This is a genomic window from Microbacterium sp. NPDC028030, from assembly GCF_040637855.1.
Classification (GTDB): Bacteria; Actinomycetota; Actinomycetes; order Actinomycetales; family Microbacteriaceae; genus Microbacterium.
Genome location: NZ_JBEZXF010000001.1, coordinates 1217039 through 1242602, shown reverse-complemented (window position 1 = coordinate 1242602; position 25564 = coordinate 1217039). Strand labels below are relative to the sequence as shown.

26 protein-coding genes and 1 tRNA gene are annotated in these 25564 nt (G+C 68.6%); 12 read left to right on the top strand and 15 right to left on the bottom strand.

Going from position 1 to position 25564, the window contains the following annotated elements; all coding sequences use genetic code 11:
* Positions 1-78: 78 nt before the first annotated feature.
* The 3 genes from AB0E56_RS06115 to AB0E56_RS06105 all read right to left on the bottom strand — a co-directional run bounded on the left by AB0E56_RS06115 (position 79) and on the right by AB0E56_RS06105 (position 2457).
* On the bottom strand, positions 79-1035 hold the full coding sequence (locus AB0E56_RS06115) for an ATP-binding protein (protein ID WP_359797462.1): 957 nt from the start codon (positions 1033-1035) through the stop codon (positions 79-81).
* Between the two features lie 239 nt (positions 1036-1274).
* Positions 1275-1365, bottom strand: a tRNA-Ser gene (locus AB0E56_RS06110).
* Positions 1366-1410: 45 nt separating this feature from the next.
* Positions 1411-2457, bottom strand: coding sequence for a hypothetical protein (locus tag AB0E56_RS06105; RefSeq protein ID WP_359797461.1), 1047 nt, complete (start codon positions 2455-2457; stop codon positions 1411-1413).
* A gap of 131 nt (positions 2458-2588) precedes the next feature.
* Between AB0E56_RS06105 and AB0E56_RS06100 the strand changes: the two genes are divergently transcribed.
* Complete coding sequence (locus tag AB0E56_RS06100; protein WP_359797459.1) at positions 2589-3365, top strand: hypothetical protein; 777 nt, start codon at positions 2589-2591, stop codon at positions 3363-3365.
* A gap of 11 nt (positions 3366-3376) precedes the next feature.
* On the opposite strand, the gene cydC is transcribed toward AB0E56_RS06100, so the two are convergent.
* The 5 genes from cydC to AB0E56_RS06075 are packed head-to-tail and all read right to left on the bottom strand — an operon-like array spanning position 3377 to position 9857.
* Positions 3377-5044 (bottom strand): thiol reductant ABC exporter subunit CydC, encoded by a 1668-nt coding sequence (cydC, locus tag AB0E56_RS06095; RefSeq protein WP_359797457.1) that lies wholly within the window; start codon positions 5042-5044, stop codon positions 3377-3379.
* A complete protein-coding gene (gene cydD / locus AB0E56_RS06090) occupies positions 5041-6702 on the bottom strand; it encodes a thiol reductant ABC exporter subunit CydD (protein WP_359797455.1) in 1662 nt (553 codons plus the stop codon). Before cydD ends, cydC begins: the two co-directional genes overlap by 4 nt.
* Positions 6699-7727, bottom strand: a complete 1029-nt coding sequence (cydB, locus tag AB0E56_RS06085) for a cytochrome d ubiquinol oxidase subunit II (protein WP_359797454.1) — start codon at positions 7725-7727, stop codon at positions 6699-6701. The genes cydD and cydB overlap by 4 nt, the downstream gene beginning before the upstream one ends.
* Positions 7728-7741: 14 nt before the next feature.
* A complete protein-coding gene (locus AB0E56_RS06080; RefSeq protein ID WP_359797453.1) occupies positions 7742-9157 on the bottom strand; it encodes a cytochrome ubiquinol oxidase subunit I in 1416 nt (471 codons plus the stop codon).
* On the bottom strand, positions 9144-9857 hold the full coding sequence (locus AB0E56_RS06075; protein WP_359797452.1) for a helix-turn-helix domain-containing protein: 714 nt from the start codon (positions 9855-9857) through the stop codon (positions 9144-9146). Before AB0E56_RS06075 ends, AB0E56_RS06080 begins: the two co-directional genes overlap by 14 nt.
* A gap of 100 nt (positions 9858-9957) precedes the next feature.
* Here AB0E56_RS06075 and radA point away from each other — a divergent pair, with 100 nt between their 5' ends.
* Positions 9958-11325 carry a DNA repair protein RadA gene (gene radA, locus AB0E56_RS06070; RefSeq protein WP_359797450.1) on the top strand — a complete coding sequence of 456 codons (1368 nt, stop codon included), beginning with the start codon at positions 9958-9960 and terminating at the stop codon, positions 11323-11325.
* Positions 11326-11340: 15 nt separating this feature from the next.
* On the opposite strand, the gene AB0E56_RS06065 is transcribed toward radA, so the two are convergent.
* The 4 genes from AB0E56_RS06065 to AB0E56_RS06050 all read right to left on the bottom strand — a co-directional run bounded on the left by AB0E56_RS06065 (position 11341) and on the right by AB0E56_RS06050 (position 15963).
* Positions 11341-11751 carry a dehydrogenase gene (locus AB0E56_RS06065; protein ID WP_359797449.1) on the bottom strand — a complete coding sequence of 137 codons (411 nt, stop codon included), beginning with the start codon at positions 11749-11751 and terminating at the stop codon, positions 11341-11343.
* Positions 11752-12089: 338 nt separating this feature from the next.
* Positions 12090-12737, bottom strand: a complete 648-nt coding sequence (locus tag AB0E56_RS06060) for a hypothetical protein (protein ID WP_359797447.1) — start codon at positions 12735-12737, stop codon at positions 12090-12092.
* A 71-nt stretch (positions 12738-12808) separates the two neighbouring features.
* Positions 12809-13309 (bottom strand): amino-acid N-acetyltransferase, encoded by a 501-nt coding sequence (locus AB0E56_RS06055; RefSeq protein WP_359797445.1) that lies wholly within the window; start codon positions 13307-13309, stop codon positions 12809-12811.
* 122 nt (positions 13310-13431) lie between these two features.
* Positions 13432-15963 (bottom strand): ATP-dependent Clp protease ATP-binding subunit, encoded by a 2532-nt coding sequence (locus tag AB0E56_RS06050; RefSeq protein ID WP_183150960.1) that lies wholly within the window; start codon positions 15961-15963, stop codon positions 13432-13434.
* A gap of 273 nt (positions 15964-16236) precedes the next feature.
* Between AB0E56_RS06050 and AB0E56_RS06045 the strand changes: the two genes are divergently transcribed.
* The 6 genes from AB0E56_RS06045 to AB0E56_RS06020 all read left to right on the top strand — a co-directional run bounded on the left by AB0E56_RS06045 (position 16237) and on the right by AB0E56_RS06020 (position 20151).
* Positions 16237-16878: a hypothetical protein gene (locus AB0E56_RS06045; protein ID WP_359797444.1), complete on the top strand. Its 642-nt coding sequence runs from the start codon at positions 16237-16239 to the stop codon at positions 16876-16878.
* A complete protein-coding gene (locus AB0E56_RS06040; protein ID WP_359797442.1) occupies positions 16878-17651 on the top strand; it encodes a hypothetical protein in 774 nt (257 codons plus the stop codon). Before AB0E56_RS06045 ends, AB0E56_RS06040 begins: the two co-directional genes overlap by 1 nt.
* On the top strand, positions 17648-17884 hold the full coding sequence (locus tag AB0E56_RS06035; RefSeq protein WP_124896437.1) for a helix-turn-helix transcriptional regulator: 237 nt from the start codon (positions 17648-17650) through the stop codon (positions 17882-17884). Before AB0E56_RS06040 ends, AB0E56_RS06035 begins: the two co-directional genes overlap by 4 nt.
* A gap of 41 nt (positions 17885-17925) precedes the next feature.
* The gene (locus AB0E56_RS06030; RefSeq protein ID WP_359797441.1) at positions 17926-18171 is read left to right on the top strand and encodes a CopG family transcriptional regulator; all 246 of its coding nucleotides are present in this window, start codon (positions 17926-17928) and stop codon (positions 18169-18171) included.
* On the top strand, positions 18168-18620 hold the full coding sequence (locus AB0E56_RS06025) for a TA system VapC family ribonuclease toxin (RefSeq protein WP_359797440.1): 453 nt from the start codon (positions 18168-18170) through the stop codon (positions 18618-18620). The genes AB0E56_RS06030 and AB0E56_RS06025 overlap by 4 nt, the downstream gene beginning before the upstream one ends.
* A gap of 106 nt (positions 18621-18726) precedes the next feature.
* Entirely contained in the window at positions 18727-20151 is a 1425-nt protein-coding gene (locus AB0E56_RS06020; RefSeq protein ID WP_359797438.1) for a dicarboxylate/amino acid:cation symporter, read from the top strand.
* A gap of 61 nt (positions 20152-20212) precedes the next feature.
* Here the strand turns inward: AB0E56_RS06020 and AB0E56_RS06015 are convergent, their stop codons facing one another.
* Together AB0E56_RS06015 and AB0E56_RS06010 are read right to left on the bottom strand one after the other, a co-directional pair.
* Positions 20213-21946 (bottom strand): sodium:proton antiporter, encoded by a 1734-nt coding sequence (locus AB0E56_RS06015; RefSeq protein ID WP_359797436.1) that lies wholly within the window; start codon positions 21944-21946, stop codon positions 20213-20215.
* A 45-nt stretch (positions 21947-21991) separates the two neighbouring features.
* The gene (locus tag AB0E56_RS06010) at positions 21992-22309 is read right to left on the bottom strand and encodes a MerR family transcriptional regulator (RefSeq protein ID WP_359797435.1); all 318 of its coding nucleotides are present in this window, start codon (positions 22307-22309) and stop codon (positions 21992-21994) included.
* Between the two features lie 124 nt (positions 22310-22433).
* Here AB0E56_RS06010 and AB0E56_RS06005 point away from each other — a divergent pair, with 124 nt between their 5' ends.
* The 4 genes from AB0E56_RS06005 to AB0E56_RS05990 all read left to right on the top strand — a co-directional run bounded on the left by AB0E56_RS06005 (position 22434) and on the right by AB0E56_RS05990 (position 24503).
* The gene (locus tag AB0E56_RS06005) at positions 22434-22856 is read left to right on the top strand and encodes an Hsp20/alpha crystallin family protein (protein WP_359797433.1); all 423 of its coding nucleotides are present in this window, start codon (positions 22434-22436) and stop codon (positions 22854-22856) included.
* Positions 22857-22921: 65 nt separating this feature from the next.
* Positions 22922-23149: a DUF2795 domain-containing protein gene (locus AB0E56_RS06000; protein ID WP_359797431.1), complete on the top strand. Its 228-nt coding sequence runs from the start codon at positions 22922-22924 to the stop codon at positions 23147-23149.
* 40 nt (positions 23150-23189) lie between these two features.
* Entirely contained in the window at positions 23190-24230 is a 1041-nt protein-coding gene (locus AB0E56_RS05995) for an LLM class flavin-dependent oxidoreductase (protein ID WP_359797428.1), read from the top strand.
* Between the two features lie 66 nt (positions 24231-24296).
* Entirely contained in the window at positions 24297-24503 is a 207-nt protein-coding gene (locus tag AB0E56_RS05990; protein ID WP_359797426.1) for a methyltransferase, read from the top strand.
* A gap of 45 nt (positions 24504-24548) precedes the next feature.
* Here AB0E56_RS05990 and pheA read toward each other — a convergent pair whose 3' ends face one another.
* Positions 24549-25499, bottom strand: coding sequence for a prephenate dehydratase (pheA, locus tag AB0E56_RS05985; RefSeq protein ID WP_359797425.1), 951 nt, complete (start codon positions 25497-25499; stop codon positions 24549-24551).
* Positions 25500-25564 lie beyond the last annotated feature (65 nt).

Below are 25564 nucleotides of genomic sequence, written 5' to 3'. Positions count from 1 at the left end.
GAGGCACAGAAGCGGGTTGCGGCGCCCGGCTCCCGATCTCCGGGACCCCCATGCCGAGGAGCGGCCGCGGCTCTCCGGTCACTCAGATGCCTGACTGCGCCAATGGTCGAGACGCTCTTTGACAATCTGGCGAATGTCCGGATCCGGGAGTTGCAGCACGGCTCGGCGACGCACGTCGAGAGCAAACTCTTCGAGTTCTGCAAAGCTTGCGCCTGCCAACTTGTCGGCAAGAGTCCTGGGAGCGAAACCCAGATCTCCACCGAAACGCGCGGCCAACCGTTCTAGGTACCGAGTCGATTGCGTCCGACTTGGCGCTTCCAGCTCCGCCCTCACTTGGAATCTGCGCCACGCGGCTCGATCGAGCAACTCGCTGTGATTCGTCGCTCCGACGAGGACGACGTGCGCAGGGAGGCGATCGATCTGAAGCAGCAGCGTCGACACTACCCTCTTGATCTCTCCGGTCTCGTGCTCATCGGCCCGTTCCTTCGCGATAGTGTCGAGCTCATCGAAGAACAGCACACACCGACGGGTTCGAGCGAACTCGAACGCACTGTCCAATCTTGCTGCTGTCTCCCCGAGGAAGCTAGAGACCACACCCTCGTACCGAACGACGTAGAACGGCAACATCAGCTCGGAAGCGATGGCTTCGGCAACGCTGGTTTTTCCATTGCCAGGCGGGCCCGAAAGCAGCACGCGGTTTCTCGGCTCGATGCCGTAGCTGCGCAGTAGCTCCGCGCGCGATTGCTCCTCGACAAGTTCAGCGATCACGCGGCCCGGGACCGGCGCCAGCTCGATCTCGTTGAGCCGCCGCTGAGGCACGATCTCCTCCACGAGGTCGCGAACTGCCGCCGCTCGTTCATCCCTCTGGCGTCCTTGGCCTGTCGTGGTAATGATCTCGGACAGCCGGTCGGCTAGCAAATGATGCTGATTGGCGCGCTCCTCAGCGATGACAGCTTCAACGAGAGTGCGAAAACGATCCTTATCGCCGGATCGCTCCGCCGCCACGAGGTCCAGAAGTAAGTCTGCTCGCGCCATCGACAGGCTCCCTCCGGTCGGCATTCGTCTCATCTGGAAGTGTAGCCACTCCGTCACGTCCCGCGGGGACGTTCGTATCGCTGGGCGCGCGAGTGCGAGCGATGACCCGCCAGTAAGGGCTTTACACCTGAGGAATCGCCAATCCTGGAACGTTACCGCTGCGTTACTGCACGATTCGCCGTGGGAGTGGCAAAGGCCCCGCATCCCAGTGTTTCCAAGGGGAGTCGGGGCCTTCGCGGTGGCGGTGACGGTGGGATTTGAACCCACGGTAGGGGGTTACCCTACACAACTTTTCGAGAGTTGCACCTTCGGCCGCTCGGACACGTCACCGCGGAATAGCTTACGCGACGAGCGGCGAGCGCGCGAATCGAACGGTCACCAGGCGGTGGCGACCTCGGCGTGGGTGCGGAGGATGCTCTCGGTCGAGCCGGCGGGCGCTCGTCCGATGCCGCACTCGGTCGCGACGCCGAACGTGGTCGTGAACGGCGCTGCGGCGGCGATGCGGCGCTGTGCTCCCTCGGCGCCGTCTTCTCGGTGCACGAGTCCCAGGTACAGCTCGTCGACCGGGGCGAGGTCGGCGAGCGGGGCGAAGTACCCCGCATCGTCGCGCTCGATCGGCACCGGCAGGTGCAGCCAGGTGAGCGGTCGGCCGGATGCGGCCATGACCGCGTTCGCGTACCGCACGAGGTTCGCGGCGTCCGTCGGCTCGAAGAAGTGCTTCTCCCCCGCGTCGCCGTAGCAGAGGTGCACTCCGACCTCGACGTCGCCCGGAACGGCGTCGACCAGCGCGGCCAGGCGCGACACGAGACCGTCGAACGGATCCCCCGGCCACCACGCCTCCATGACGGCGCCGTAGCCGGCCGCGCGTTCGATGATGCCCATCTCGCTGGCGACGTCCCACTGCACAGCGAGGTCGTCATGCGGGATGGCAGCGAGGATCTCGTCGAGCTCGCGCAGGATCGCCGCGGTGTAGACGGGCTCGATCGCGGCACGGTCGTCGCCGTGGAAGAAGGAGGAGATCACGGCGAGCGGAGTCGGCAGCGACACCTGGAACCGCACGTCGGCGGGAACCGCACCCTCGGCACGAAGGCGCGTGAACACGGCGTACGACTCGATCGCTGCGGATGCATAACCGAGCGAGGGCAGCACGATGCTGGCGGCATCCACTCCCTCGGCGATGCGCAGGCCGCGCGCGTCGATGCCCGCCGGGAACGGGATGGGCTCCTCGCCGATGCGTTCGATGCCCTCCGCCCGGCCGATCACGTCGGGCTGGAACATGATCCAGTGGAACCGCTTGCCCACCTCACCGTCGGGGATGCGACGGAGCCGGTCACCCAGCATCTCCGCGGCCGTGCGGATCGTGGTCTCGGCGTCGTCGTAGTTCACGCTGCCCACGAGGAGGGCGCCCTGCGGCTGAGTCATACCTCCAGAATATCGGCGCGGACCGTGACGTTTTCCCCGGCCTCTGCTCCGACACGACCCTCCGCCACGAGTTAGGATTGCCTAAGAACCCGCCGCCTGTGGGGGCAGCGATGACGGGAAGGATGCGCAGCGTGGGATTCATCACGTCGGAGGCTCTGACCGAGACCGGATACGTGGTCCTCGACGATCACTCCACTCCGGTCGACCCCGCCGAATGGCGCGACCTCGAATACGTCGGCTGGCGTTCGTCCGGTATCACGCGCTTCGCCCCGCTCACCAGCTATGCGGGCGACGTCGAATGCAACGGCTTCTGGAATCACACGCCACCGCGCACAGACAAGGACGGCGTGTGGGTCGACTCCCAGGTCGCCATCGCCCCCTCGCTCCAACGCCTGGCACAGGAACCCGGAGCCGGCGTCGGACGCTGCCGGGTGATCGAGCTGCAGCCCAACGAGTACGCCGACGCGATCTACAACCTGCACCAGGACGACAACAACCGCCTCAACGAAGAGGGCACCGGCTGGGTGGTCCGCGGGTTCTTCAACCTCTCCGACGATGACGAGTCGATGTTGATCCTGCGTTCCGACCGCTTCGACCCGGCGACCGAGATCCGACTGTCGCTGCACGCGGGCTCGCGCATCGTCGTCGACACGCAGCGCTTCTGGCACGCGGTCTGGCACCGCGGCACAGCACCGCGCTACGCACTCATCACATCGTGGACCAGCGGACCGGAGCTCGACGCGTACATCGCCGAGAACCACGGCGATCCGCACCCGCCGACGATCGACCTCGACGCGCCGTTCGTCGACGCGGCACAGGTCGAGATGCACCGCCGGATCGAGGAGCGCCGCCGGGCGTTCGAGGCCCAGGGCATCGTGATGGAGCCGCCCGTCGACATGAGCGTCTGATCCCCTCGCGATCAGACCGTGCGACCGCGCTCGATCCGCACCACGCGATCGACCGTGCCCTCCGGCGGAGGCACGTGCGAGATCAGCAGCACCGACTGGCCGCCCGTGGCCTCGAGCAGGTCGCGCAACAGCGCATCCGAGGCGTCGGGGTCGACTCCGGCGGTCGGCTCATCGAGCACCAGCACCGGGAACCCGCGCAAGAGCGCCCGTGCCAGCGAGATCCGCTGCGCCTGGCCGCCCGAGACCAGGGCGCCGCGATCACCGACCCGTGCGTCGAGGCCGCCGCGCTCGCGGACCCACTCCCCCAGCCCGACGCGGTCGAGCACGTCGAGCAGTTCGTCATCGGTCGCACTGTCACGCGCGAACAGCAGGTTCTGGCGGATGTCCTCGTCGAACAGCTGAGGGTGCTGTTCGCACAGGCCGATCACCCGGCGCAGCGCGACACCGGAGAGGTCTGCGGCGTCATGCCCGTCGATGCGGTATTCGCCCTCCACGCGCAGGAAGCCGACGAGCGCTGCCGCCAGCGAGCTCTTGCCCGCCCCGCTGGGCCCCGCCACCAGCACCCGCTCGCCCGGACCGAGGTCGAGGTCGACACTCCTCAACGCGGGGACGCCACCCGGCCAGTTCGCCCGCACATCGCGCAACCGCAGTTCGGGAGCACCCGCGAACTCGACCTCCTCCCCCGCGTCGGTCCGCAGCTCGGCCGGCATCGTCTCAGGGAGCACGTCTACGATGCGCTCCGCGCTCGAACGCACGCTGCGCCAGGAGGCCGCGGCGATCGGAACCGCCCCGAAGATCTCGAACACCACCATCGGCACGAGCACGGCGACCGCGAGCCACGGTCCGTCGATAGTGCCGTCGGCGAGCCCGGGGGCGGCGGCGGCGAGCGCCCACACCGACGCGGCACCAGCGACCGCTGACACCACGCCAGCGGCGATGGCCTGCGCGAGGGATGCGCGGTCGACCACCCGGCGCAGCGCGGCGTCGGCCGCCGCGATACGTGCACGACCCTGCTCCTCCACGCCGTATGCGAGGAGGACGTCGAGGCTGCCGAAGTAGTCGACCAGGGCGGCGGAGAGCTCTGCCCTCCGTGCGGACACCAGCGACTCCGCCTTCGATCCGAAGAGCCAGCCCAGTCCGATCGCAGCCGCCGCGGCGACGAGCAGGCAGACGGCGAGAGTGAGCGCGGCAGCGGGCGAGACGAACGTCAGGAATCCCACGGCCCCGACCGCGACGAGAGCGGCGACGCCGAGAGGTTGGACCACACGCAGCGGCAGGTTCTGCAGGTTCTCGACATCGTCGACCAGGGCAGTGAGCACCTGACCACGGTCGGTCGACCCCAGACCGGCCGGCGAGAGCGGGATCAGCCGTCGCACCATGTCGGCGCGGGTCGAGGCGAGCTGACGCAACGCGGCGTCGTGTCCGCTCAGACGCTCCAGATACCGGGTGACGGCGCGCGTCACCGCGAAGAAGCGCACCCCGACCACGGCGATCGACAGCGGCACGAGCGAGTCGACGATCGATGCGCTCACGATCAGCCAGCCGCTCACGGCGAGCAGGCTCACGGCGGCGGCGGCCGAGAGCAGACCCCACACCAGCGCGGGGAGGAAGCGTCCCGCCGGCGGTTGCGCGAGGCCGAGGATGCCCCGGATGCGCTGCGTCCGTGCGTCCCCGCTCATGCACTCACCCCCACTGCCACGACCCGGTCGGCGATGCCCCGCGCGGACCGACGGTGCGAGACGAGCAGCACCGTGGCCCCGGCATCCGCCCTCTCCCGCAGCGAGCGCCACAGCCGCTCCTCGGTCGCTGGGTCGAGGGCGCTCGACGGTTCATCCAGCACGAGGACCCCTCCGCGTCCGACGGCCTCGCGGTAAAGGGCCCTGGCGACCGCCACGCGCTGCGCCTGTCCACCGGAGAGCCCCGCGCCCTGCACGCCGAGCACGAGTCCGAGGTCGATGCCCTCTGCGCAGGCGGCGTCGAGGGCGGCACGGACGCGTGCGGCGTCGGGGTCGTCATCTCCCAGTGCGACGTTCTCCGCCACCGTGCCCCGCAGGAGTCCAGGACTCTGCCCCGCCCACGCGAGCCACTGCGACGGCGCGAGTCGCCGCACATCGAGTCCGGCGTAGGTGGCCGTCCCCTCGAAGTCGCTCGCCCCCCGCAGCGCCGCGAGCAGACTCGACTTGCCCGATCCGCTCGGCCCTTCGATCAGGGTGACCGTGCCCGGTTCGGCTGTGAACGAGACGGGCGGCAGCTCGCGCACCCTGAGTCCCTCGACGACGAGCACCCCACCCGGTGACACCTGTCGGGCCGTTTCACGGATGTCGGACGGTTCCGCGGCGATCCGTCCGACATCCGTGATTCCGTCCGACATCCGTGAGGCGTCTCCCCGCGTGCGCTCGGCGTCGAGCACCTCGAACACGTCCTCGGTGGCGGCGACGCCCTCGGCGGCCGCGTGGAACTGCACGCCCACCTGGCGGATGGGCAGGAACGCCTCAGGGGCGAGCAGCAGCACGAACAACCCGACCTCGAGCGTCAGGTCACCCGAGAGCAGCCGGAACCCGACTGACACGGCGATCAGGGCGACGGCGATCGAGGCCAGCAGCTCCATCGCGAAGCCGGACAGGAACGAGAACCGCAGTACCTTCATGGTCTCGCGGCGGTACTCGTCGGCGGTGACCTCGATACGGTCGGCCGCCCGCCGGTCGCGGCCGAACAGCCGCAGGGTCGACAGTCCCTGCACGGTGTCGGCGAACCGGGCAGCGAGACGCTGCAGGGTCTGCCACTGTCGCGCCTGCACCGTCCGCGTCGCCATGCCGATCAGGATGAGGAACAGCGGGATGAGGGGCAGCGTGATCACGGCGGTGAGTCCGCTCGGCCAGTCCTGCCACCACATCACCGCGACCAGCACCGGCGTCGCGATGACGGTCAGCACGAGCTGTGGGATGTAGCGGGCGAAGTACGCGTCAAGAGCCTCCAGCCCGTGCCCGGCGGTGACGGCGAGAGCGGCCTGGTTCCGCTGCGCCAGCCACCCCGGCCCGAGCCGACCGACCGCCGCGACGAGAGCCGCCCTGAGCTGCATGCCGGTCTTCGCCGCCGCACGCGTGCCCGCCGCATCCGACGCCGCGATCAGGAGTCCCCTCAGCAGGGCCGCCAGCAACAGCCACAGCAGCGAGCCCGAGACGTCGCGCCCCGCGATGGCGCCGGTGACCGCGTCGGTCAGCAACCACGCGAAAGCGATCGTCACGGCCGTCTGCACGATGCCGATCGACGCGGATGCCGCGAGGAAGCCCCTCGCGGCACCTGCGTACTTCAGCAGTCTCGGATCGACGGGTTTCACGCGTGCGCCGGAGCCCCCTCGATGGAGGTCCGGGTGACGCGCTTGCGGAAGACCCAGTAGGTCCAGGCCTGGTACGCGAGCACGAGCGGCATCGCGATCAGGGCCGTCCAACTCATGATCTGCAGCGTATACGGGGTGCTCGACGCGTTCGCGATCGTGAGGCTGTATGCGGGATCGATCGTCGACGGCATCACGTACGGGAAGAGCGCGGAGAAGAGCATCACGACCGCGAACATCACGGTGAGCATGCCGGCGAAGAACGCCCAGCCGTCACGTCGGATGAGCGACGACCCGACGGCGGCGATCAGGCTCACCGCGGCGAGGACTCCGGCCCCGATGACGAGCCAGAGCAGAGGGGCCTCGCGCCCCATCGCGATCATGACCGTCCAGACCACCGTCGCCGCCGCGACGAGGATCGTCGGGATAGCGGCCTTCTTCGCGAGCTTCTGCGCATCTTCATGCACCTGGCCGTCGGTCTTGAGCGCCACGAACAGCACGCCGTGCAGGAAGAAGAGCAGCAGCGTGGTGACGCCCACCAGCAGCGCGTACGGGTTCAACAGCGAGAAGAAGCCACCGACGTAGATGTGGTTCTCGTCGATCGCCACGCCCTGCACGATGTTGCCGAACGCGACGCCCCACAGTAGGGCAGGCACGACCGAGCCGATCACGATCATCCTGTCGAAGCCCTGCTTCCACTTCCGGCCCTCGCGCTGGTGACGGTACTCGAACGAGACGCCGCGCAGGATCAGTGCCAGCAGGATGAGCAGGAGGGGCAGGTAGAAGCCGCTGAACAGCGTCGCGTACCACTCGGGGAAGGAGGCGAACAGCACGGCGCCCGCCACGATCACCCAGGTCTCGTTGAGGTCCCAGACCGGGCCGATCGTGTTGATGACCTGACGCCGCGAGACGTCGTCCTTGCCGAGGAACGGCAACGACATGCCTACCCCGAAGTCGAACCCGTCGAGCACGAAGTACCCCACGAAGAAGAAGGCGACGATGAAGAACCAGAGCGTTGCGAGATCCATGATGCTCCTCCTTCTCAGTAGACGACCGACGGCAGCTGGGCCGTCTCGTCGTGCGGCTGTTCTTCGGTGTCAGGGCCCTTCTGCGCGGCCCGGATGATGAGCCGGATCTCGACCACGGCGAGCGCGGCGTAGATCGCGGTGAACGCGATGAGGGAGATCAGCACCTCGAGTCCGGAGACGCCGGGCGAGACGCCGTCCTGCGTCGTCATGAGACCGAACACGATCCAGGGTTGCCTGCCCATCTCGGTGAACACCCAGCCCATGATGTTGGCGGCGAGCGCGAGCGGGAACGACCAGATGGCGAGCTTCCACATCCACGGAGCCGGGGGCTTTTTGGCACCCTTGCGGGTGAGCCAGAGGCCGGCGACCGCGACGAGCGCGGCGGCGATGCCCAGGCCGATCATCCAACGGAACGCCCAGTACGTGATCCAGAGGATCGGGGCGAAGTCGGTCAGGCCGGTCGCCGCGTAGGTCTGCGCGTACTCCGCGTTCAGGTCGTTGATGCCGTGCACACAGGCGTCGAGCGTGTGCGTCGACAGCAGCGACAGCAGGTAGGGCACGCGGATCGAGAACAGCTCGGAACTGCCGTCCGGGGTTCCGAGCGTGAAGATGCTGAACGAGGCGTCAGGCCCGCACACGGTGTTGAAGGTCGCCTCGGCCGCCGCCATCTTCATCGGCTGTGCCGCGTACATCGCGAGTCCCAGCTGGTCGCCCGTGAGCACGACGCCCGCAGTGGAGAAGATCATCGCCCACAGCCCGAACTTGAGCGAGATGCGCATGGTGTCGAAGTGCTGGCCGCGCGCGAGGTGCCAGGCCGAGACCGAGATCACGACACCGGCGGCGAACATCAGCGCGCCGAAGATGGTGTGCGGGAACGCGGCGAGCGCGACGGGGTTGGTCAGCAGCGCCCAGAAGTCGGTGAGCTCGGCGCGGTTCGTCGCCTCGTTGAAGGTGTAGCCGACCGGGTTCTGCATGAACGCGTTGGCCGCGATGATGAAATACGCCGAGAGGATGCTGCCGATCGACACGCACCAGATCGTGGCGAGGTGCAGCTTCTGCGGGAGCTTGTCCCAGCCGAAGATCCACAGGCCGATGAAGGTCGCCTCGAAGAAGAAGGCCAGGAGCCCCTCGAACGCCAGCGGGGCGCCGAACACATCGCCGACGAAGCGGGAGTAGTCGGACCAGTTCATGCCGAACTGGAACTCCTGCACGATGCCGGTGACCACTCCCATCGCGAAGTTGATCAGGAAGATCTTGCCGAAGAAGCGGGTGAGGTGGAGGTACTGGACCTTGCCGGTGCGCACCCACGCGGTCTGGAAGATCGCGGCGATCAGCGCCATGCCGATCGTGAGCGGCACGAACAGGTAGTGGTAGACGGTCGTGAGCCCGAACTGCCATCGGGCGAGCGCGAGCGGGTCAAGCCATTCCATGCACGACTCCTGTTCTGTGAGACTGCGTCGGGCGATGACGCAGTTGCTCGGTGTGCGCGTTCAACCGGGCGGAGGTGTCGCGCAGCTGCACGGTGCAGTCGGAGGGGAGCACGGCTTCCTGCACGCGCTCGGCAGCGAGCGGCCCGCCGGCCTCGTTCAGCACGCTCTGCATCAGCCCGAGGTGCACCTGGCACAGCATCGGCCGGTTCTCGGGCAGTCCAGCCGCGTGCGGACACGGACTGAGGTCGACCGTGAGCCGATCGCCGTCGACGATGGGCTCGAAGCCGCTCTCCTCGAGGTGCTCGACCAGCGCGTCGAGCTGGTAGGTGGCCTCGCGTCCCAGACCGGAGGCCGCACCCGGGTGGATGCTGCGCAGCAGGTCGCCCCGACGGGCCGCGGCCTTGGCCTTGTCGCGGGCGACCGGGCTCGACGCGCCGGGGTCGCCGGTGGCGGCGCTGTAGAACGTGCGAGGACGCCCCCTGGTGGTGCGGTGCTCGACCGTCGGGATCACGTATCCGCCCTCGATCAGCCGCTGCAGGTGCTCGCGCACCGTGTTGGCGTGCAGGCCGGTGGCCTCGCACAGATCGCCGATCGAGAGCTGACCTTCGGGATGCGTGTGACGCGCTTCGAAAAGCAGGTGCAGGATGCGCACCCGGGAGTAGCTCGAGATCGGCCCGCAGACGGACCCGCCGTTGGACATGACACCAGTATCGCGCGGAGCCGGCGGTCTACCGGGTAAAAGGGGCCGTGAATAATGCCCGGTCGATAGGCATGTCCGATCCCGGCGATAGCCTGGGGGCATGGCCACCCGGAAACCCGCTCCTCCCGCGTATGTGTGCACGGAATGCGGGTGGACGACCGCCAAATGGGTGGGCCGCTGCGGCGAGTGCCAGCAGTGGGGAACGGTCCAGGAGCAGGCGGCGCAGACCGGAATCCTCCGTCGGGTCGGGCCCGTCGCCCCGAGCGCCGAGCGCACTGCGCGGCCCATCACGCAGATCACCACGCAGGACGCTCCTCGACGCAGCAGCGGCGTCGGCGAGTTCGACCGCGTGCTCGGCGGCGGCATCGTGCCGGGTGCCGCGATCCTGCTCAGCGGCGAGCCGGGCGTCGGAAAGTCGACCCTGCTGCTCGAGGTCGCCGCACAGGCCGCGCGCGGCGGACGACGTGTGCTCTACGCGAGCGCGGAGGAGTCGCCGGGTCAGGTGCGTCTGCGCGCGGAACGGACGGGCGCGCTGCACGACGAGCTGTACCTCGCGAGCGAGACCGACCTGGCGACGATCCTCGGCCACATCGACGAGGTCAAGCCGCAGCTCGTGATCGTCGACTCGGTGCAGACCGTGTCGTCGTCGCTGATCGACGGGGCGGCGGGGCAGCCCAGCCAGGTGCGTGAGGTCGCGGCGACGCTGATCCGCGTCGCGAAAGACCGCGACCTGCCCATCATCATCGTCGGCCACGTCACGAAAGACGGTCAGGTCGCGGGTCCGCGCGTGCTCGAGCACCTCGTCGACGTCGTGTGTCATTTCGAGGGCGACCGGCAGACGTCGCTCCGCTTCATCCGCGCCCTCAAGAACCGTTTCGGTCCGACCGACGAGGTCGGCTGCTTCGAGATGACCGGCGACGGCATCGCCGAGGTGCCCGACCCGTCCGGCCTCTTCCTGTCTCAAGGTGCGACCGAACCGGGGACGTGCGTGGCGATCTCCCTCGAGGGCCGCCGTGCCCTCCCCGTCGAGGTGCAGGCGCTCACGGTTCCGAGCAATGCGCCGAACCCGCGTCGCATCGTGCACGGCCTCGATTCATCGCGCGTGGCGATGGTGCTGGCGATCCTCGAACGTCGTGCCGGCGTGCCCACCGGCAGCCTCGACGTCTACGTGTCGACCGTCGGGGGCGTGCGCTTCACCGAACCGGCGGCCGATCTGGCCATCGCGATCGCGGTGGCCGGTTCGATCCAGCAGATCTCGGTGCCGCGCACCGTCGCGGCGGTCGGCGAACTGAGCCTCGCCGGAGAGATCCGACCCGTGACCCAGGTGGCCCAACGGCGGTCCGAAGCGGCCAGACTCGGCTACGAACAGGTCGTCGATGATCGGTCGAAGACACTACGCGCCGCGCTCGGCGACGTCCGCGCGCGCAACACCTCGCGCCGTTCCGATCGCGACATCCCGCCGTTCTGATCGGACGCCCGCGTCTCAGGCGTCGAGGGCCTTCAGGAGTTCGGCGGGTTCGGCCTGCATCGGGTGCGGGCCCGCGATGTCGAGGAACACCGTGGTGATCGGATGGGCGGCGAGGAACTTCCGCAGCCAGTCGGCGGTGAAGATGCCCACACCGGGCGGGAGGTTGGCCGGCTTGTTGTTCGCGTCGCTGAACAGCAGCAACGCCAGGTCGCCGGAGTTCGGGTCGCGGTAGGTCCATACCTCGCCGCTGTCGAGCGGATTGTCGCGGGCACCGGGCTTGATCAGTGGCACGACGGTGGTGCCGTTGCGGAGGGCGAGGGCGACGGCCGCGACGTCCTGCTTCTCGAGGGCCTGCGCCAGAGCCTCCGACCGGAAGTCCTCGGGCGCGGGCTTCTTCTTCGAGGTCTTCGACTTCTTCGCTGCCATGTCTCCAGCTTATTCACGGTGCGCAGGACAGCGCGCGGAATCCGGCTGCGGATACGATTGGGGCCCTCTCGAGTCCTCCATTGGGGACTGGGGTACTCGAGAGGGCCCTCGGACTCTCGAGCGGCGATGTCGAAGCGCTGGGGACGCTGTAGTTCGACGCCACTGGGGATGGCTTGTGCCGCATGATGCGGAGAGTCATCTCAATGGTATCCCAAAGAACGGCGACTGTCAGCATCGGACGCCCCCACGAGCCGACGTCGGCTCATTCCGCACGCGAAGAGGCGCGCCGCGACGAATTTCGAAGCGCCCGGACGTCGATCGCTTCGATCTCGAGGCGGTCAGTACAGGAGGATCTGCGCGGTCGTGAGACTCGTGAACCCGCCGATCGAGACCTCGACGTGGTACGACGCTCCCCCGCCGGGTGCACGCTGCCGGTTCTCCTGCGCGCACGTCTCGACGCTGGAGCGCGTGCGGTCCCAGGTGACCGGGTCTTTGCTGGTGACCGTCGTCCCCGCGGCGAGCGTCGCGACCATGCTGCTGGGGTTCTCCTGGCAGTCTGTCGAGCGCCACCACACGTCAGAACCGCTGGACACGGTGAACACCTGCGTCGTCGATCCGACGTCGATCGTGCAGTCCTTCGCCCCCTTGTTGGTGAGCGAGATCGAGAGCTTCGGCATCACCCCTGCGGCATACGTCTCGGCGTCGGTGACGGCCGTGACCTCGATGTCCTTCGCCTCGCACGCCACGATCGCGGGCGTCTCCTCCGTGGACGGAGAGGGCGAGGGGGACGCGGAGTCGGTGGTCGGTGTCGTCGTCGAGGGCGCCGCGGAGGGCGAGGCCGACGGCTTCGGAGCGACATCGGCCGCCGCCCACGGTCGAGCGATCAGGAGCCAGGCCCCGACGCCGACGACAGCCAGCAGCAGGACGAGCCCGATCACGACGACCAGACGCCGTCGACGGTAGACGGCGGCGGAGCGACGGGGCATGCCTCCAGGCTAAGCGATGCGGCGCGTGCACCCTGGGAGCACGACGGGCAGTCGCGGTCTGCGCCGGCCGCTCAGAGCACCTTGAGCATGCGGGTGTTGCCGAGCGTGTTCGGCTTGACGTGGGCGAGGTCGAGGAACTCCTCGACACCGGCGTCGCCGCTGCGCAGCAGCTGGGAGTACACATCGGGGTCGACGACCTGCTCGCCGATGGGCGTGAAGCCGCGACGGGCGAAGAAGTCGACCTCGAACGTGAGGCAGAACAGGCGCGAGAGGCCGAGGCTCCTGGCGGTCTCCTCCAGGCGGTCGACGATCGCTCGGCCGACGCCGTGGTGCAGCCAGTCATCGCGGACGAGCAGCGTGCGCACCTCGCCCAGGTCTTCCCAGATCACGTGCAGCGCGCCGCATCCGATCAGCACCCCGTCGGCCTCCGCGACGACGAACTCCTGCACCGCGCCGTAGAGCACCGCCAGATCCTTGCCGAGCAGGATGCGCTGCTCCACGAGGGGCTGCAGAAGGTTGCGGATGCCGATGATGTCGGCGCTGCGCGCCGGACGGACGATGTACTCGCTCACGCGACAAGCCTAGAACCCGCGGCTGAGCGCACCCCTCAGCGGCGGGCCGGTATGGGCGAACCCGCGAGCACACAGGAAAGGGGCGGATGCCGCAGCATCCGCCCCTTCGGGTTCTGTCGAGGTCACTCCCCGCTGGCGACCGCCAGGTCGGGGGTGCCGGCGATCGCACCGCCGCCGGTGTTGACGCCGACCGCGACCTTCTCGCCGCGGGGGCCGTGCTCGAACAGGAACTGCCCGTCCTTCGCATCGACCTTGACGTGGTCGCCCGGGTTGAGCTCGCCGTGCAGGATCTTCTCGGACAGACGGTCCTCGACCTCGTGCTGCATCGCGCGACGCAGCGGTCGGGCGCCGAGGGCCGGGTCGAAGCCGATCTCGATGAGACGCTCCTTGGCCGCCTGCGACAGCTCGATCGTCATGTCGCGGTCGAGCAGGCGATCGCCGAGACGCTTGGTGAACAGATCCACGATCTGCACCAGCTCCTCCTTCGACAGCTGCGGGAACACGATGATGTCGTCGACACGGTTCAGGAACTCGGGCTTGAAGTTGCGCTTCAGCTCCTCGTTGACCTTGCCCTTCATCCGCTCGTAGGTGGTGGAGTTGCTGCCCTCGATCTGGAAGCCCACAGGTCCACCGGCGATGTCACGCGCACCGAGGTTGGTGGTCATGATGATCACGGTGTTCTTGAAGTCGATCACGCGACCCTGACCGTCGGTGAGGCGCCCCTCTTCGAGGATCTGCAGCAGCGAGTTGAAGATGTCGGGGTGCGCCTTCTCGATCTCGTCGAAGAGGACCACGCTGAACGGCTTGCGCCGCACCTTCTCGGTGAGCTGGCCACCCTCTTCGAATCCGACGAATCCGGGAGGGGCGCCGAACAGGCGCGAGACGGTGTGCTTCTCACCGAACTCGCTCATGTCGAGCGAGATCAGTGCGGCCTCGTCGTCGAACAGGAACTCGGCGAGAGCCTTGGCCAGTTCGGTCTTTCCGACGCCCGTGGGGCCGGCGAAGATGAACGAGCCCGACGGGCGCTTCGGGTCCTTGAGACCGGCGCGCTGGCGACGGATCGTCTTGGAGAGCGCCGCGATGGCCTCTTCCTGACCGATGACCCGCTGGTGCAGGGCCTTCTCCATGAAGACGAGTCGGCTGGACTCCTCTTCCGTCAGCTTGAAGACGGGGATGCCGGTGGCCTGTGCGAGCACCTCGGCGATCAGGCCTTCGTCGACGACCGCGGAGGTCGCGACGTCGCCCGCACGCCACTGCTTCTCAAGACGCAGACGCTCGGCGAGGAGGCTCTTCTCCTCATCGCGGAGGGATGCGGCCTTCTCGAAGTCCTGCTCCTCGGAGGCGATCTCCTTCTGCTCGCGCACGGCGGCGATCTTCTCGTCGAACTCCCGCAGCTCGGGCGGGCTCGAGAGGATCGACAGGCGCAGGCGTGCGCCGGCCTCGTCGATAAGGTCGATGGCCTTGTCGGGGAGGAACCGGTCGGAGACGTAGCGGTCGGCGAGGTTCGCGGCGGCCACGATCGCGCCGTCGGTGATCTGCACCTTGTGGTGCGCCTCGTAGCGGTCGCGGAGACCCTTGAGGATGTTGATCGCGTGCGGCAGCGTCGGCTCGTTGACCTGCACCGGCTGGAAACGGCGCTCGAGTGCGGCATCCTTCTCGAAGTGCTTGCGGTACTCGTCGAGCGTGGTCGCACCGATCGTCTGCAGTTCACCGCGCGCGAGGAGCGGCTTCAGGATGCTGGCCGCATCGATCGCGCCCTCGGCGGCACCCGCACCCACGAGGGTGTGGATCTCGTCGATGAAGACGATGATGTCGCCGCGTGTGCGGATCTCCTTGGTGACCTTCTTCAGGCGCTCCTCGAAGTCACCGCGGTAGCGGGAACCGGCGATGAGCGAGCCGAGGTCGAGCGAGTAGAGCTGCTTGTCCTTCAGCGTCTCGGGCACATCGCCCTTGACGATCGCCTGGGCGAGACCCTCGACGACGGCGGTCTTGCCGACGCCGGGCTCGCCGATCAGGACCGGGTTGTTCTTGGAGCGGCGGGACAGGATCTGCATGACCCGCTCCGCCTCCTTCTCGCGCCCGATGACCGGGTCGAGCTTGTTGTCGCGCGCCGCCTGCGTGAGGTTGCGTCCGAACTGGTCGAGCACGGCGGACCCGCCCTGGGCGCTGGACTGTGTGTCGTTGGTCTGCGCACCGACGGAGGCCGGCTCGCGCCCCGGGGCGCCGGAGAGCAACTGGATGACCTGCTGACGGACCTTGTTGAGATCGGCGCCGAGCTTGACCAGCACCTGGGCCGCGACACCCTCGCCCTCGCGGATGAGGCCGAGCAGGATGTGCTCGGTTCCGATGTAGTTGTGACCGAGCTGCAGTGCCTCGCGGAGGCTGAGCTCGAGCACCTTCTTGGCGCGCGGCGTGAACGGGATGTGGCCGGTCGGCTGCTGCTGACCCTGGCCGATGATGTCCTGCACCTGCTCGCGCACGGCGTCGAGGGAGATGCCGAGGCTCTCGAGGGCCTTGGCGGCGACGCCTTCACCCTCGTGGATGAGACCGAGCAGGATGTGCTCGGTTCCGATGTAGTTGTGGTTGAGCATCTTCGCCTCTTCTTGGGCGAGGACGACCACTCGACGGGCTCGGTCCGTGAATCTCTCGAACATGCTGTGACTCCTTATTCGCACGGGGCGAAGACGCGTGAAGCGCTTGTACATCGAGAGTAACCACCACATCGGGCCGGTATGCCCGTGTTCGCCGTGGGCATACCGGGGGTTGACCGAGTTATCGACAGTCGTTATGTTAACGACAGTCGATAACAACGGTCCGCGCGGACCGACAGGAGGGGACATCGTGAACGAGCTCCACCTTCGACCATCGGCCGCCGTCGTGCTCGACATCGCGCGGCGACTCCCGCACGACACGGAAGGGCTCGTCTGATGACCGCCACCGCCACGACCCCCACCCGCTCCGAGAAAGCGGATGCCATCACCGTGATCCTCTACGCCGCCGTCGCGCTGATCACGGTCGGCCTCGCCACCGTGCTCCGCGTTGGCGGCACGTTCCGTGAGACGGGGGTCGCGTGGACGGTCCCGATCGACCAGCAGCCGATCTCGGCGACGACGGACTCCGGGACCATCTCCGTCGAGGGACTCGCCGACGAGGCGTTGGTCATCGCCGCCGACGTGAACGCGGTGTCGACCACGGCGATCATCGCGGCCATCGTCCTGTGGGCCCTCGCCGCGATCGTGGTCATCGCCGCGGTGACCCTGGTCGCCTGGAACTTCCTGCGCGGGCGGTTCTTCGTCCGCGCGAACGTCCGGGCGTTCACCGCGATCGGATGGACGCTCGTCGGCGCACCGATCCTGATCGTGATGCTGGAGACCATGGGGCGCAACGGCGTCACCGCAGCGCTCGGCATCGGCGACGGGGAGCCCGCGCATCCGCTCGAGTTCTGGACCATCGCGCCCTTCTTCGCGACCGGGGTGACGGTCGGGCTGATCGCCGTCGCGTTCCGCCGCGGCATCCGCCTGCAGAACGAGAAGGCCGCACTCGAGAAGGAAACGGAAGGGCTCGTCTGATGCTCACGTTCGGATCGGCGGAGATCTGGCCCTCACTCCTCTACATCGCGATCGGGCTCGCGGTGATCGCCCTCGTCGTCCTGATCCTGGTCTGGAACGGACGCCGGCGGGGCAGCCGGACGATCGCACTCGACGCCGCGCTCACCCTCTCCGGATGGTGGATCCTGCTCTCCGCGGTGAGCGCCGTGGTCTTCATCGTCAAGGCCTTCACGGTCGACTGGGCCGAACTCCACGGAGAGACCTACGTGTACGTCGGTTGGCCCGACAGCCTGCCCTGCTCCGAATTCGGCGACACCGCCACGACCATGCTCACCTGCCGGGGCGCGAGCCTGTCGGAGTTCACGGTCACGAACGCCTCTCTCGGACTCCGGCTGCTCGCTGCCGCCGCCCAGCTGAGCACCCTCGCCCTCACCACGATGCCCGCCGTGATCGTCGCCATCATCTGCTTCCACACCCTGCGCGGTCGAGTCTTCTCGCACATGGTGGCGCGGGCTCTCACCGGGGGCGCGATCGCGGTCCTGGTCTTCGGCGTGGCGGCCGACCTCCTCGGCGGCATCGCCGCCACGACCGGCCTGCGCGAGGTGTTCACGCCCGACAGCGAGTGGTACCCCTCTGCCTATCAGCTCACCGTCACCCCCCTCCCGTTCGCCGGCGCACTCGGGCTCCTCGCCCTCGCCGCCGTCTTCCGGCAGGGGACGCGCCTCGACCAGGACAGGGCGCGCCTTCAGCAGGAGACCGCACGACTGCAGAAGGACACGGAGGGCCTGGTGTGAGTCCTGCCGAGAGCGACGACGAGTTCACGGGCATCCACTGCCGGCTGGACGAGCTGCTCGTCGACCGCGGCATGACCCTCACCGAGCTGAGCGCCGCGGTGGGGGTCAGCATCGTGAACCTCTCCGTACTGAAGAACGACCGCGCCCGCGCCATCCGCTACTCGACGCTGCGCGCGATCTGCGAGGCCCTCGACTGCGAGGTCGGCGACCTGCTCGTGCTCGCCCCGCGCTGATACGTAGGCAGATGTCTGCGCCCGCGCGTATGCTTGTCTGCATGCGCACCACATTGAACCTCTCCGAAGCGCTCGCGACCGAGGCGAAGGCTCGTGCGGCCGCCGAGGGACGCACCTTCACGAGCTTCATCGAAGAAGCCCTGCGCGAACACCTGGCGAAGCGCCGACCCACTGCGACCGTCGAACCCCTGCCGACCTTCGGCGACCCGCGCACATCACGATTCCTCGTCGACATCGATGACCGCGACGCCGTGTGGGAGGCACTCGAAGAGGCCCCGATCCGATGATCGTGCCCGACGTCAACATCCTCGTCTACGCGTTCCGCGCCGACTCCGCAGAACACCAGACCTATGGCCCGTGGCTGAACGAGGCGCTCGCCCACGAGTCGATCGGAGTGTCGGACACGATCCTCAGCGGGTTCGTCCGCATCGTCACCCACCCCCGGATCACCACCGCCCCCGCACCGGTCGAGGCGGCGCTGGCCTTCACCCGCAGCCTGCTCGCCGCCCCGCGCACGCAATGGCTCACGGCAGGACCGCCGGCCTGGGACCGGTTCGACGCCCTCGCCGCACGCGATCGAGGCATCCGTGGGAACCTCGTCCCCGACGCGTACATCGCCGCCCTGGCCCTGGCGAACGGCGCACGCCTCGCGACCCGCGACCGCGGCTTCGCCCGATTCCCCGACCTGAGGTGGTTCGATCCGGGTTCGGACATGCCGGCACGCGGAGCGAGCTGAGTGCACCGCGTCATCGTTCGTCATATCCGCCCAGGGAATTCTCAGGGAGTCCTAGCGTTGAGCCTCATGGCGTGCACTCGGCGCGCCGCGATTCTGGAGTCCCTCAATGAGCACCACCGCACGCGCCCAGAAGGCGCCTGATACCCGCGGACCGGTCCGGAAGCTGCTGACCTCGTTCGGCTTCCAGATCCTGGCCGCCCTCGTCCTCGGTGTCGCCGCCGGCCTGATCGGCCGTCAGCTCGGCGCCACCGCCGAGAACCCGAACGGCCTCTCCGCGACCCTGGACACGATCGGCAGCTCGTACGTGACGCTGCTGCGCGCCGCCGTCGTCCCCCTCATCTTCACGGCCATCGTCGCGAGCATCTCGAACCTGCGCCGCGTGCAGAACGCCGCGCGCCTCGCCGGCCAGACCATCCTCTGGTTCGCGATCACCGCCTTCATCGCCGTGATCATCGGCATCGGCCTCGGTCTCGTGATCCAGCCGGGCAACCGTGCGGGCGAAGGCCTCGAGACGGGCGACCCCTACACGGTGGGCACGTGGTGGAACTTCCTCCTCGGCCTCATCCCGCAGAACTTCCTCGGCCTCACGGTCAGCACTTCGCCCGGTGCGGCCGACGGCACGTTCAGCTCGAGCGTCGGCTTCAACATCCTCCAGGTGATCGTCGTCGCCGCGGTCGTCGGCATCGCGGCGCTCAAGGCCGGCAAGAAGGCGGAGCCGTTCCTCGTCTTCACCGAATCGCTGCTCAAGGTCATCCAGCGGGTGCTGTGGTGGATCATCCGCATCGCCCCCATCGGCACCTTCGGCCTCATCGGCTCGGCCGTCATCAAGTACGGCTGGGAGAAGCTCGCGGCCCTCGGCTGGTTCGCTGCCGCGATCTACATCGGCCTCGCGCTCGTGCTGTTCGTCGTCTACCCGATCCTGGTGCGCACCCACGGCCTGTCGATCAAGCAGTACTTCTCGGGTGTGTGGCCCGCGGTGCAGCTGGCCTTCGTCAGCCGCTCCTCGATCGGCACGCTGCCTCTCACGGAGCGCGTCACCGAGCGCAACCTCGGTGTGCCCCGCTCCTACGCGTCGTTCGCCGTGCCGCTGGGCGCGACCACGAAGATGGACGGCTGCGCCGCGATCTACCCGGCCATCGCCGCGATCTTCGTCGCACAGTTCTTCGGCATCGAGCTGAACTTCGTGCAGTACCTGCTGATCGTGATCGTGTCGGTCGTCGGATCCGCGGCCACCGCCGGCACCACGGGCGCGGTGGTCATGCTCACCCTGACGCTGTCGACCCTCGGCCTGCCGCTCGAGGGCGTCGGCCTCCTGCTCGCGATCGACCCGATCCTCGACATGGGCCGCACCGCGGTCAACGTCGCGGGCCAGGCGCTCATCCCGACGATCGTCGCCAAGCGCGAGGGCATCCTCAACGAGGACCTCTACAACGCGCCGCGCGAGGGCCTGCCCTTCGCCGACGACTCGGGCGACGACGAGGCTCCCGAGGCGGACGCCTCCTCCGACAAGGAGCCGGTCGCCGCGCGCTGACACCGTCCCGCCTCACGAGAGCGCCCCGCCCCTTCCGGGACGGGGCGCTCTCGCATCCCGGCTAGGCCCGGCCGGGCTGGCGCGTCGCACCGCGGGTGTCGAGCGCGAGCTCCTCCGCGTCCATCGCCGCGATGAGTTCGCGCATGACCTCCTCGTCGAGGTTCCCCGCGTCGCGCTCGGCGAGCAGGATGTCCCGTCGCACCTGCAGCCATCCCTTCGACAGGGCGACGAGGTCGTCGTACGACGGCCGGCTCGCCGCGTCCTCCATGCTCTGCGCCTCGTCGGTGTCGTTCTCGACCCGTGTCATGCGCCGGGTGAAGGCGTCGAACACGCGAAGGTCGACCTCGCCGTACTTCGCCTCCCATTCGACGCGCTTCTCGGCGAGGAACTCCTTCCCGGCCTCGCGGCTCTTCGCACGCACCTCGGCGAGAGCCGCCTCGTCCTCCTCCTCGTCGACGTCGCTGGCGATGCCGAGCCCGCGGATGAGCAGCGGCAGGGTGAGCCCCTGCAACAGCAGCGTGCCGACCGTGACGATGAACGCGACCACCACGATCGCGTGCGACGCCTCGGCATCGAGCGTGGCGAGGTCGGCCGCGGCGACCGCGATCGCGAGCGTCACCACGCCTCGCATCCCCGCCCACGAGATGACGGCGTTGTCCTTCCACGAGAGCTGCAGACCCGCCATCCGCTCGCGCACGATGCGGGTGCGCAGTTCGTCGGCGCTGTGCTCGCTCCACCGTCGCGATGCACGGTGCCTCTTCTCGAACTCCCCGGATTGCACCCCGCGGTCCCAGCGCTCCAACCGGCGGCGGTCCTGGAAATTCGCCCAGGCGCTGGTCGGGTAGATGTACAGCGGCCGCACGAGCAGCACCACCAGCAGGACCGCCCCAGAGAGCAGCAGGATCGGACCGACCGACTCGCTGCCGAGATCGCGGAGCACCCGGGGGAACTGCAAGCCGATGTACGCGAACACGAAGCTCTCCAGCAGCAGGTCGGCCGAGAGCCACAGCGGCTTCTCCTGCTGGCGCGTCGTGTAGTCGGTGCGCGGAGAGTTGTAGCCGACGTAGAGACCCATCGCGACGACCGCGAGCACGCCCGATCCCAGAAGATGCTCGGCGATCGCGTACGCGCCGAACGGGGCGAGGAGTCCGAACGTGCCGATCACGACGGCGTCGCTGATGCGCATGCGCAACTGATGCAGCACGATCCCGAACACGAGACCGACGGCCACCCCGATGCCGACCGCGAGAAGGAACTGCCAGATCCCGTCCCACACCGACACCGTCGCACCCGCGATCGTCAACGAGGCGAAGACGCGGTAGAGCGTGAGCGATGTCGCATCGTTGATGAGGCTCTCACCCGACAGCACGGTCATGATCCGCCGAGGCAGCCCGAGGCGGCGTCCGATCGCCGCAGCCGACACCGCGTCGGGCGGAGCCACGATCGCGCCGAGCAGCAGTGCGCCGGGAAGCGTCAGCGACGGCAGGATCCACCACGCCACGAAGCCGACCGCGACCGCCGTGAGCAGCACGAGCCAGATCCCGAGCCTCCGGATCTGCGGAAGGCTGCGCTTGAAGCCGACGAACGACACGTCGAGCGCGGCCGAGTACAGCAGCGGCGGCAGCACCAGGCTCAGCAGCACATGTCCGTCGATGTCGAGGTCGGGTGCGAACGGGAGGAACGACGCGGCGAGGGCCAGCGTCGTCACCAGCAGCGGCGCCGGCCACCCCCGGGAGCGTGCGAACGCGGCCACGGCGACCGCACCGACGAGGACGTAGAAGATGCCGGCTTCCATGAGGGAAGCGTATCCGCCCGCGACGCGGCGACCATGCGCTGGACGTCAGCGGGGCTCAGGGCGTTTCCGCGCCGGGGCGGAGGGGCCGTCGTCAGCCAGAGACTCGCGCAGATCCGCGTTCTCGTCCTGCAGTTCCAGCACCCGGGCGATCCCGGCGGTGTTCAGGCCGTCCTCCCGCAGCCGTGCCGCACGACGCAGCCGGGCGATGTCGTCGTCGCTATAGCGCCGCGTCCCTCCGTCGCTGCGGGCGGGGGCGAGCAGCCCCTTGCTCTCGAACAACCGCAGAGTCGCCTCCGGGAGATCGACGAGCTGAGCCGCCACGGCGATGCCATAGAGCGGTGTGCGCGAATCGCGATGCGTCATCCTGAGAGATTCCTTAGATCGGGTTGCGAGATCTTCTGAGTTTGTTCTATAACAAATCTACAGCACAGATGCAGATGATCTGCATCAGACTACCGCCCTTCCGGGCCGCACGAAAGGAGACATCATGGCACTCACCTTCGACCCGTTCAGCCAGCTCGACCGCTTCGCAGCGAGCGTGCTGGACACCGTCCGCGCACCCCGGCTGATGCCGGTGGATCTGTATCGCGACGGCGACCGGTACATCCTGCACGCCGACCTCCCGGGCGCCGATCCCGGATCGATCGACGTCGATCTCGACGGCGGCCAGCTGACCATTCGCGCCCAGCGCACCGCCGACACCAGGGAGGGCGTGCGCTGGCTCGCCCGCGAGCGCGGCGCAGGCTCGTTCCTGCGCCAGTTCTCGCTCGGCGAGGGCGTCGACCTCGACGGCATCAGCGCCTCGTACGAGAGCGGTGTCCTCTCGGTGATCATCCCGGTGAGCGAGCGCGCCAAGCCGCGCAAGATCACCGTCGAGTCCGCGGAGCAGCGGCAGGCGATCGACGCCTGACCCGTCGGGGGCGGCGTCCGCGCCGCCCCCGACGAGCCCTCGCCCCTCTCGAGAAAGGAACTCCCATGGCCCTCTCCCCCGCGCTCGATCGCTTCCTCGCAGAGATGGAGTATCCGGCCACGCGAGATGACCTGCTGCGCGAGGCCGCGCATGACGGCCTGGCCGCGGAGGAGCGCGCCGCGCTCGCCGCGCTCCCCGAGCAGAACTACAGCGCCGCCTGGCACATCCGCGCTCGCCTCGCACGTCAGGCCTTCGCGGAGGCGCTGACTCCCGCATCCGCTCTCGTCGCCTGACCGGGGAATGCCGGAGACGGGCGGCGGGTTGTCCCTCGGGATGAATGACGTCGCCCTCTCCGTCCTCGACCTCGTCCCGGTGCGCACCGGCCAGACCAGCTCCGAGGCCATCGCCGCATCCCTGTCGCTCGCCGAGACCGCCGACCGCCTCGGCTATCGCCGGTACTGGTTCGCCGAGCACCACAACATGCCAGCGGTCGCGTCCACCACGCCCCCGGTCCTGATCGCTGCCGCCGCCACCCGCACCTCGCGCGTCCGTCTCGGCTCCGGCGGGGTGATGCTGCCCAACCACGCACCGCTCATCGTCGCCGAGCAGTTCGCCGCGCTCGAGGCCATCGCCCCCGGCCGCATCGACCTGGGCCTCGGTCGCGCCCCGGGCAGCGATCCCGTGATCACACAGCTGCTGCGCGGCTCGGGCACCACGAGCGACGTCGAGCAGTTCCCGCGCCATGTGCAGGACATCGCGGCACTCCTGTCGGCCGAGGGTGCGGCCCTGCGCTTCACTTCAGGCGGTGAATACACGGTGCGCGCCACGCCGTCGGCAACCGGCGTCCCCGAGGTATGGCTGCTCGGGTCGAGCGACTACTCGGCCCAGCTCGCTGCGTCCCACGGACTGCCCTACGTGTTCGCGAACCACTTCTCCGGGCAGGGTCTCGAGCGCGCGCTCGACCTGTACCGCACGGGCTACCGTCCGAGCGAGGAGCACCCGGAGCCGCGCACCTTCCTCACCGTGAACGCCGTGGCGGCGCCCACGCAGGCGGAGGCGGAGGCTCGGGCGCTGCCGCAGCTGCGGATGATGGCCCGTCTGCGCCTGAACAAGCCGCTGGTCGCCCTCGAGACCGTCGAGGAGTCCCTCGCCGCCGCCACGGATGCTGCGACCGACGACGTCGTGCACGCGGCCCGGTCCCGCTGGTTCGTCGGCACCGGCGATTCCGTCGCCGGCGAGGTCACCGCGTTCGCGGAACGGTACGGCGTCGACGAGGTCATGTTGTCGCCCGTCGCCGGTGCGTACGAGTCCGAGCCGAAGGATTCCCCGGCCGGTCGCGCCCAGACACTGGAGCTCGTCGCCGCTGCATCCTGAACATTGTCAAGCCCTGGTCTTCCCCGATGGGGAGGCGTACTCTCGGCCGCAGAGAGGGGTTCGACGATGAGCACCAAGACACTCGCACTCTGGGTCGCGTACGGCACGAACGGCGTGGTCGGGAGCATCCGCCACGACGACGAGGGCTACACCGTCACCATGGTCGGCTCGGACACGACCACCGGAAAATATCCGAGCCTCGCCTCTGCGAAGGGCGCCCTGCATTCCCATATGGCGCCCGGCAGCGATTGGCCGCGCTTCCAAGAGCACTGAACCACGGCATCCGCCTGACCGAGCTGGGCGGTCAGGTGGATGACGTCAGGCTTCCGGCTCGCCGGAAAGGATGCCGCGGAGCCAGTCGCGGGCCTCGACGAACACGTCGTCGGAGTACCGATCGGGGTACTGCACGATCTGCCGGTCGGCGCGCGGATACGACCCGAGGAAGACGACGCGAGGGCTGAACCGCCGGATGCCGAGCAGCGCGTCGGCCATGCGCTCGTGCTCGATGTGCCCGTCGGCGTCGATCACGAAGCGGTAGCGTCCGAGTTCGTCGCCGATGGGGCGGGACTCGATGAGCGAGAGGTTGATGCCGCGCGTCGAGAACTGCTCGAGCATCTCGAGCAGAGACCCGGGGTGGTCGTGCGGGAGTTCGACGATCAGCGAGGTCTTGTCGGCGCCGGTGGGTTCCGGCGAACGCGTCGTGCGGGTGACCAGGACGAAGCGGGTCACCGCCTGGGCGTTGTCGCCGATGCCCTCCGCCAGCACGTCGACGTCGTAGTGGTTCACGATGCCGGGGGCCGCGATGGCGGCCTGCGCCGGCAGCGTCCCGTCGAGCACGCCGATCGCCGAGGCGACGTTGCTCGCCGCCGGGACATGCGAGTGCGACGGCAGATGCTCTCCGAGCCAGCCGTGACACTGCGCGTACGCGACGGGGTGCGCCGCGATCACCTCCACCTGGTCGAGCGTCGTGCCGCGGGGGGCGACGAGCACGAAGTTCACCCGCACGAGGTACTCGCCGATGATGCGCAGACCCGGGAGCGTCGCGAGAGCGTCCTGCGTGGTGGACACACCGCCCTCGATGGAGTTCTCGATCGCGATCATCGCCGCGTCGCTTCGGCCCTCGAGCACGTCGGCGAGGGCCTCGCCTACGTTGTGCACGGGACGCCAGTCCTGACCACGGGCTTCGGCCACCTGGTCGAGCGCCGCTTCCGTGAACGTTCCAGCGGGTCCCAGGTAGCTGTAGGTGCGGCGTTCAGTCACGGGTTTCACCTTAGCCCTCGGCGACCGGGCCCGTGTTCGGTGACTTCTCGGATGCGATCGCGCGTCTCAGGGGG

Excerpts from the sequence above, each read along its gene's own strand:
- AB0E56_RS06010 (WP_359797435.1), bottom strand. The coding sequence starts at position 22,309 with ATGACGCATCGCGATTCGCGCACACCGCTCTATGGCATCGCCGTGGCG.
- AB0E56_RS06020 (WP_359797438.1), top strand. The coding sequence starts at position 18,727 with ATGAGCACCACCGCACGCGCCCAGAAGGCGCCTGATACCCGCGGACCG.
- AB0E56_RS06000 (WP_359797431.1), top strand. The coding sequence starts at position 22,922 with ATGGCCCTCTCCCCCGCGCTCGATCGCTTCCTCGCAGAGATGGAGTAT.
- AB0E56_RS05995 (WP_359797428.1), top strand. The coding sequence starts at position 23,190 with ATGAATGACGTCGCCCTCTCCGTCCTCGACCTCGTCCCGGTGCGCACC.
- AB0E56_RS06105 (WP_359797461.1), bottom strand. The coding sequence starts at position 2,457 with ATGACTCAGCCGCAGGGCGCCCTCCTCGTGGGCAGCGTGAACTACGAC.
- AB0E56_RS06065 (WP_359797449.1), bottom strand. The coding sequence starts at position 11,751 with ATGGCAGCGAAGAAGTCGAAGACCTCGAAGAAGAAGCCCGCGCCCGAG.
- AB0E56_RS06075 (WP_359797452.1), bottom strand. The coding sequence starts at position 9,857 with ATGTCCAACGGCGGGTCCGTCTGCGGGCCGATCTCGAGCTACTCCCGG.
- AB0E56_RS06080 (WP_359797453.1), bottom strand. The coding sequence starts at position 9,157 with ATGGAATGGCTTGACCCGCTCGCGCTCGCCCGATGGCAGTTCGGGCTC.
- AB0E56_RS06115 (WP_359797462.1), bottom strand. The coding sequence starts at position 1,035 with ATGGCGCGAGCAGACTTACTTCTGGACCTCGTGGCGGCGGAGCGATCC.
- AB0E56_RS05990 (WP_359797426.1), top strand. The coding sequence starts at position 24,297 with ATGAGCACCAAGACACTCGCACTCTGGGTCGCGTACGGCACGAACGGC.
- AB0E56_RS06025 (WP_359797440.1), top strand. The coding sequence starts at position 18,168 with ATGATCGTGCCCGACGTCAACATCCTCGTCTACGCGTTCCGCGCCGAC.
- AB0E56_RS06005 (WP_359797433.1), top strand. The coding sequence starts at position 22,434 with ATGGCACTCACCTTCGACCCGTTCAGCCAGCTCGACCGCTTCGCAGCG.
- AB0E56_RS06045 (WP_359797444.1), top strand. The coding sequence starts at position 16,237 with ATGACCGCCACCGCCACGACCCCCACCCGCTCCGAGAAAGCGGATGCC.
- cydC (WP_359797457.1), bottom strand. The coding sequence starts at position 5,044 with ATGAGCGGGGACGCACGGACGCAGCGCATCCGGGGCATCCTCGGCCTC.
- cydB (WP_359797454.1), bottom strand. The coding sequence starts at position 7,727 with ATGGATCTCGCAACGCTCTGGTTCTTCATCGTCGCCTTCTTCTTCGTG.
- AB0E56_RS06030 (WP_359797441.1), top strand. The coding sequence starts at position 17,926 with ATGCGCACCACATTGAACCTCTCCGAAGCGCTCGCGACCGAGGCGAAG.
- radA (WP_359797450.1), top strand. The coding sequence starts at position 9,958 with ATGGCCACCCGGAAACCCGCTCCTCCCGCGTATGTGTGCACGGAATGC.
- AB0E56_RS06040 (WP_359797442.1), top strand. The coding sequence starts at position 16,878 with ATGCTCACGTTCGGATCGGCGGAGATCTGGCCCTCACTCCTCTACATC.
- AB0E56_RS06060 (WP_359797447.1), bottom strand. The coding sequence starts at position 12,737 with ATGCCCCGTCGCTCCGCCGCCGTCTACCGTCGACGGCGTCTGGTCGTC.
- AB0E56_RS06015 (WP_359797436.1), bottom strand. The coding sequence starts at position 21,946 with ATGGAAGCCGGCATCTTCTACGTCCTCGTCGGTGCGGTCGCCGTGGCC.
- AB0E56_RS06050 (WP_183150960.1), bottom strand. The coding sequence starts at position 15,963 with ATGTTCGAGAGATTCACGGACCGAGCCCGTCGAGTGGTCGTCCTCGCC.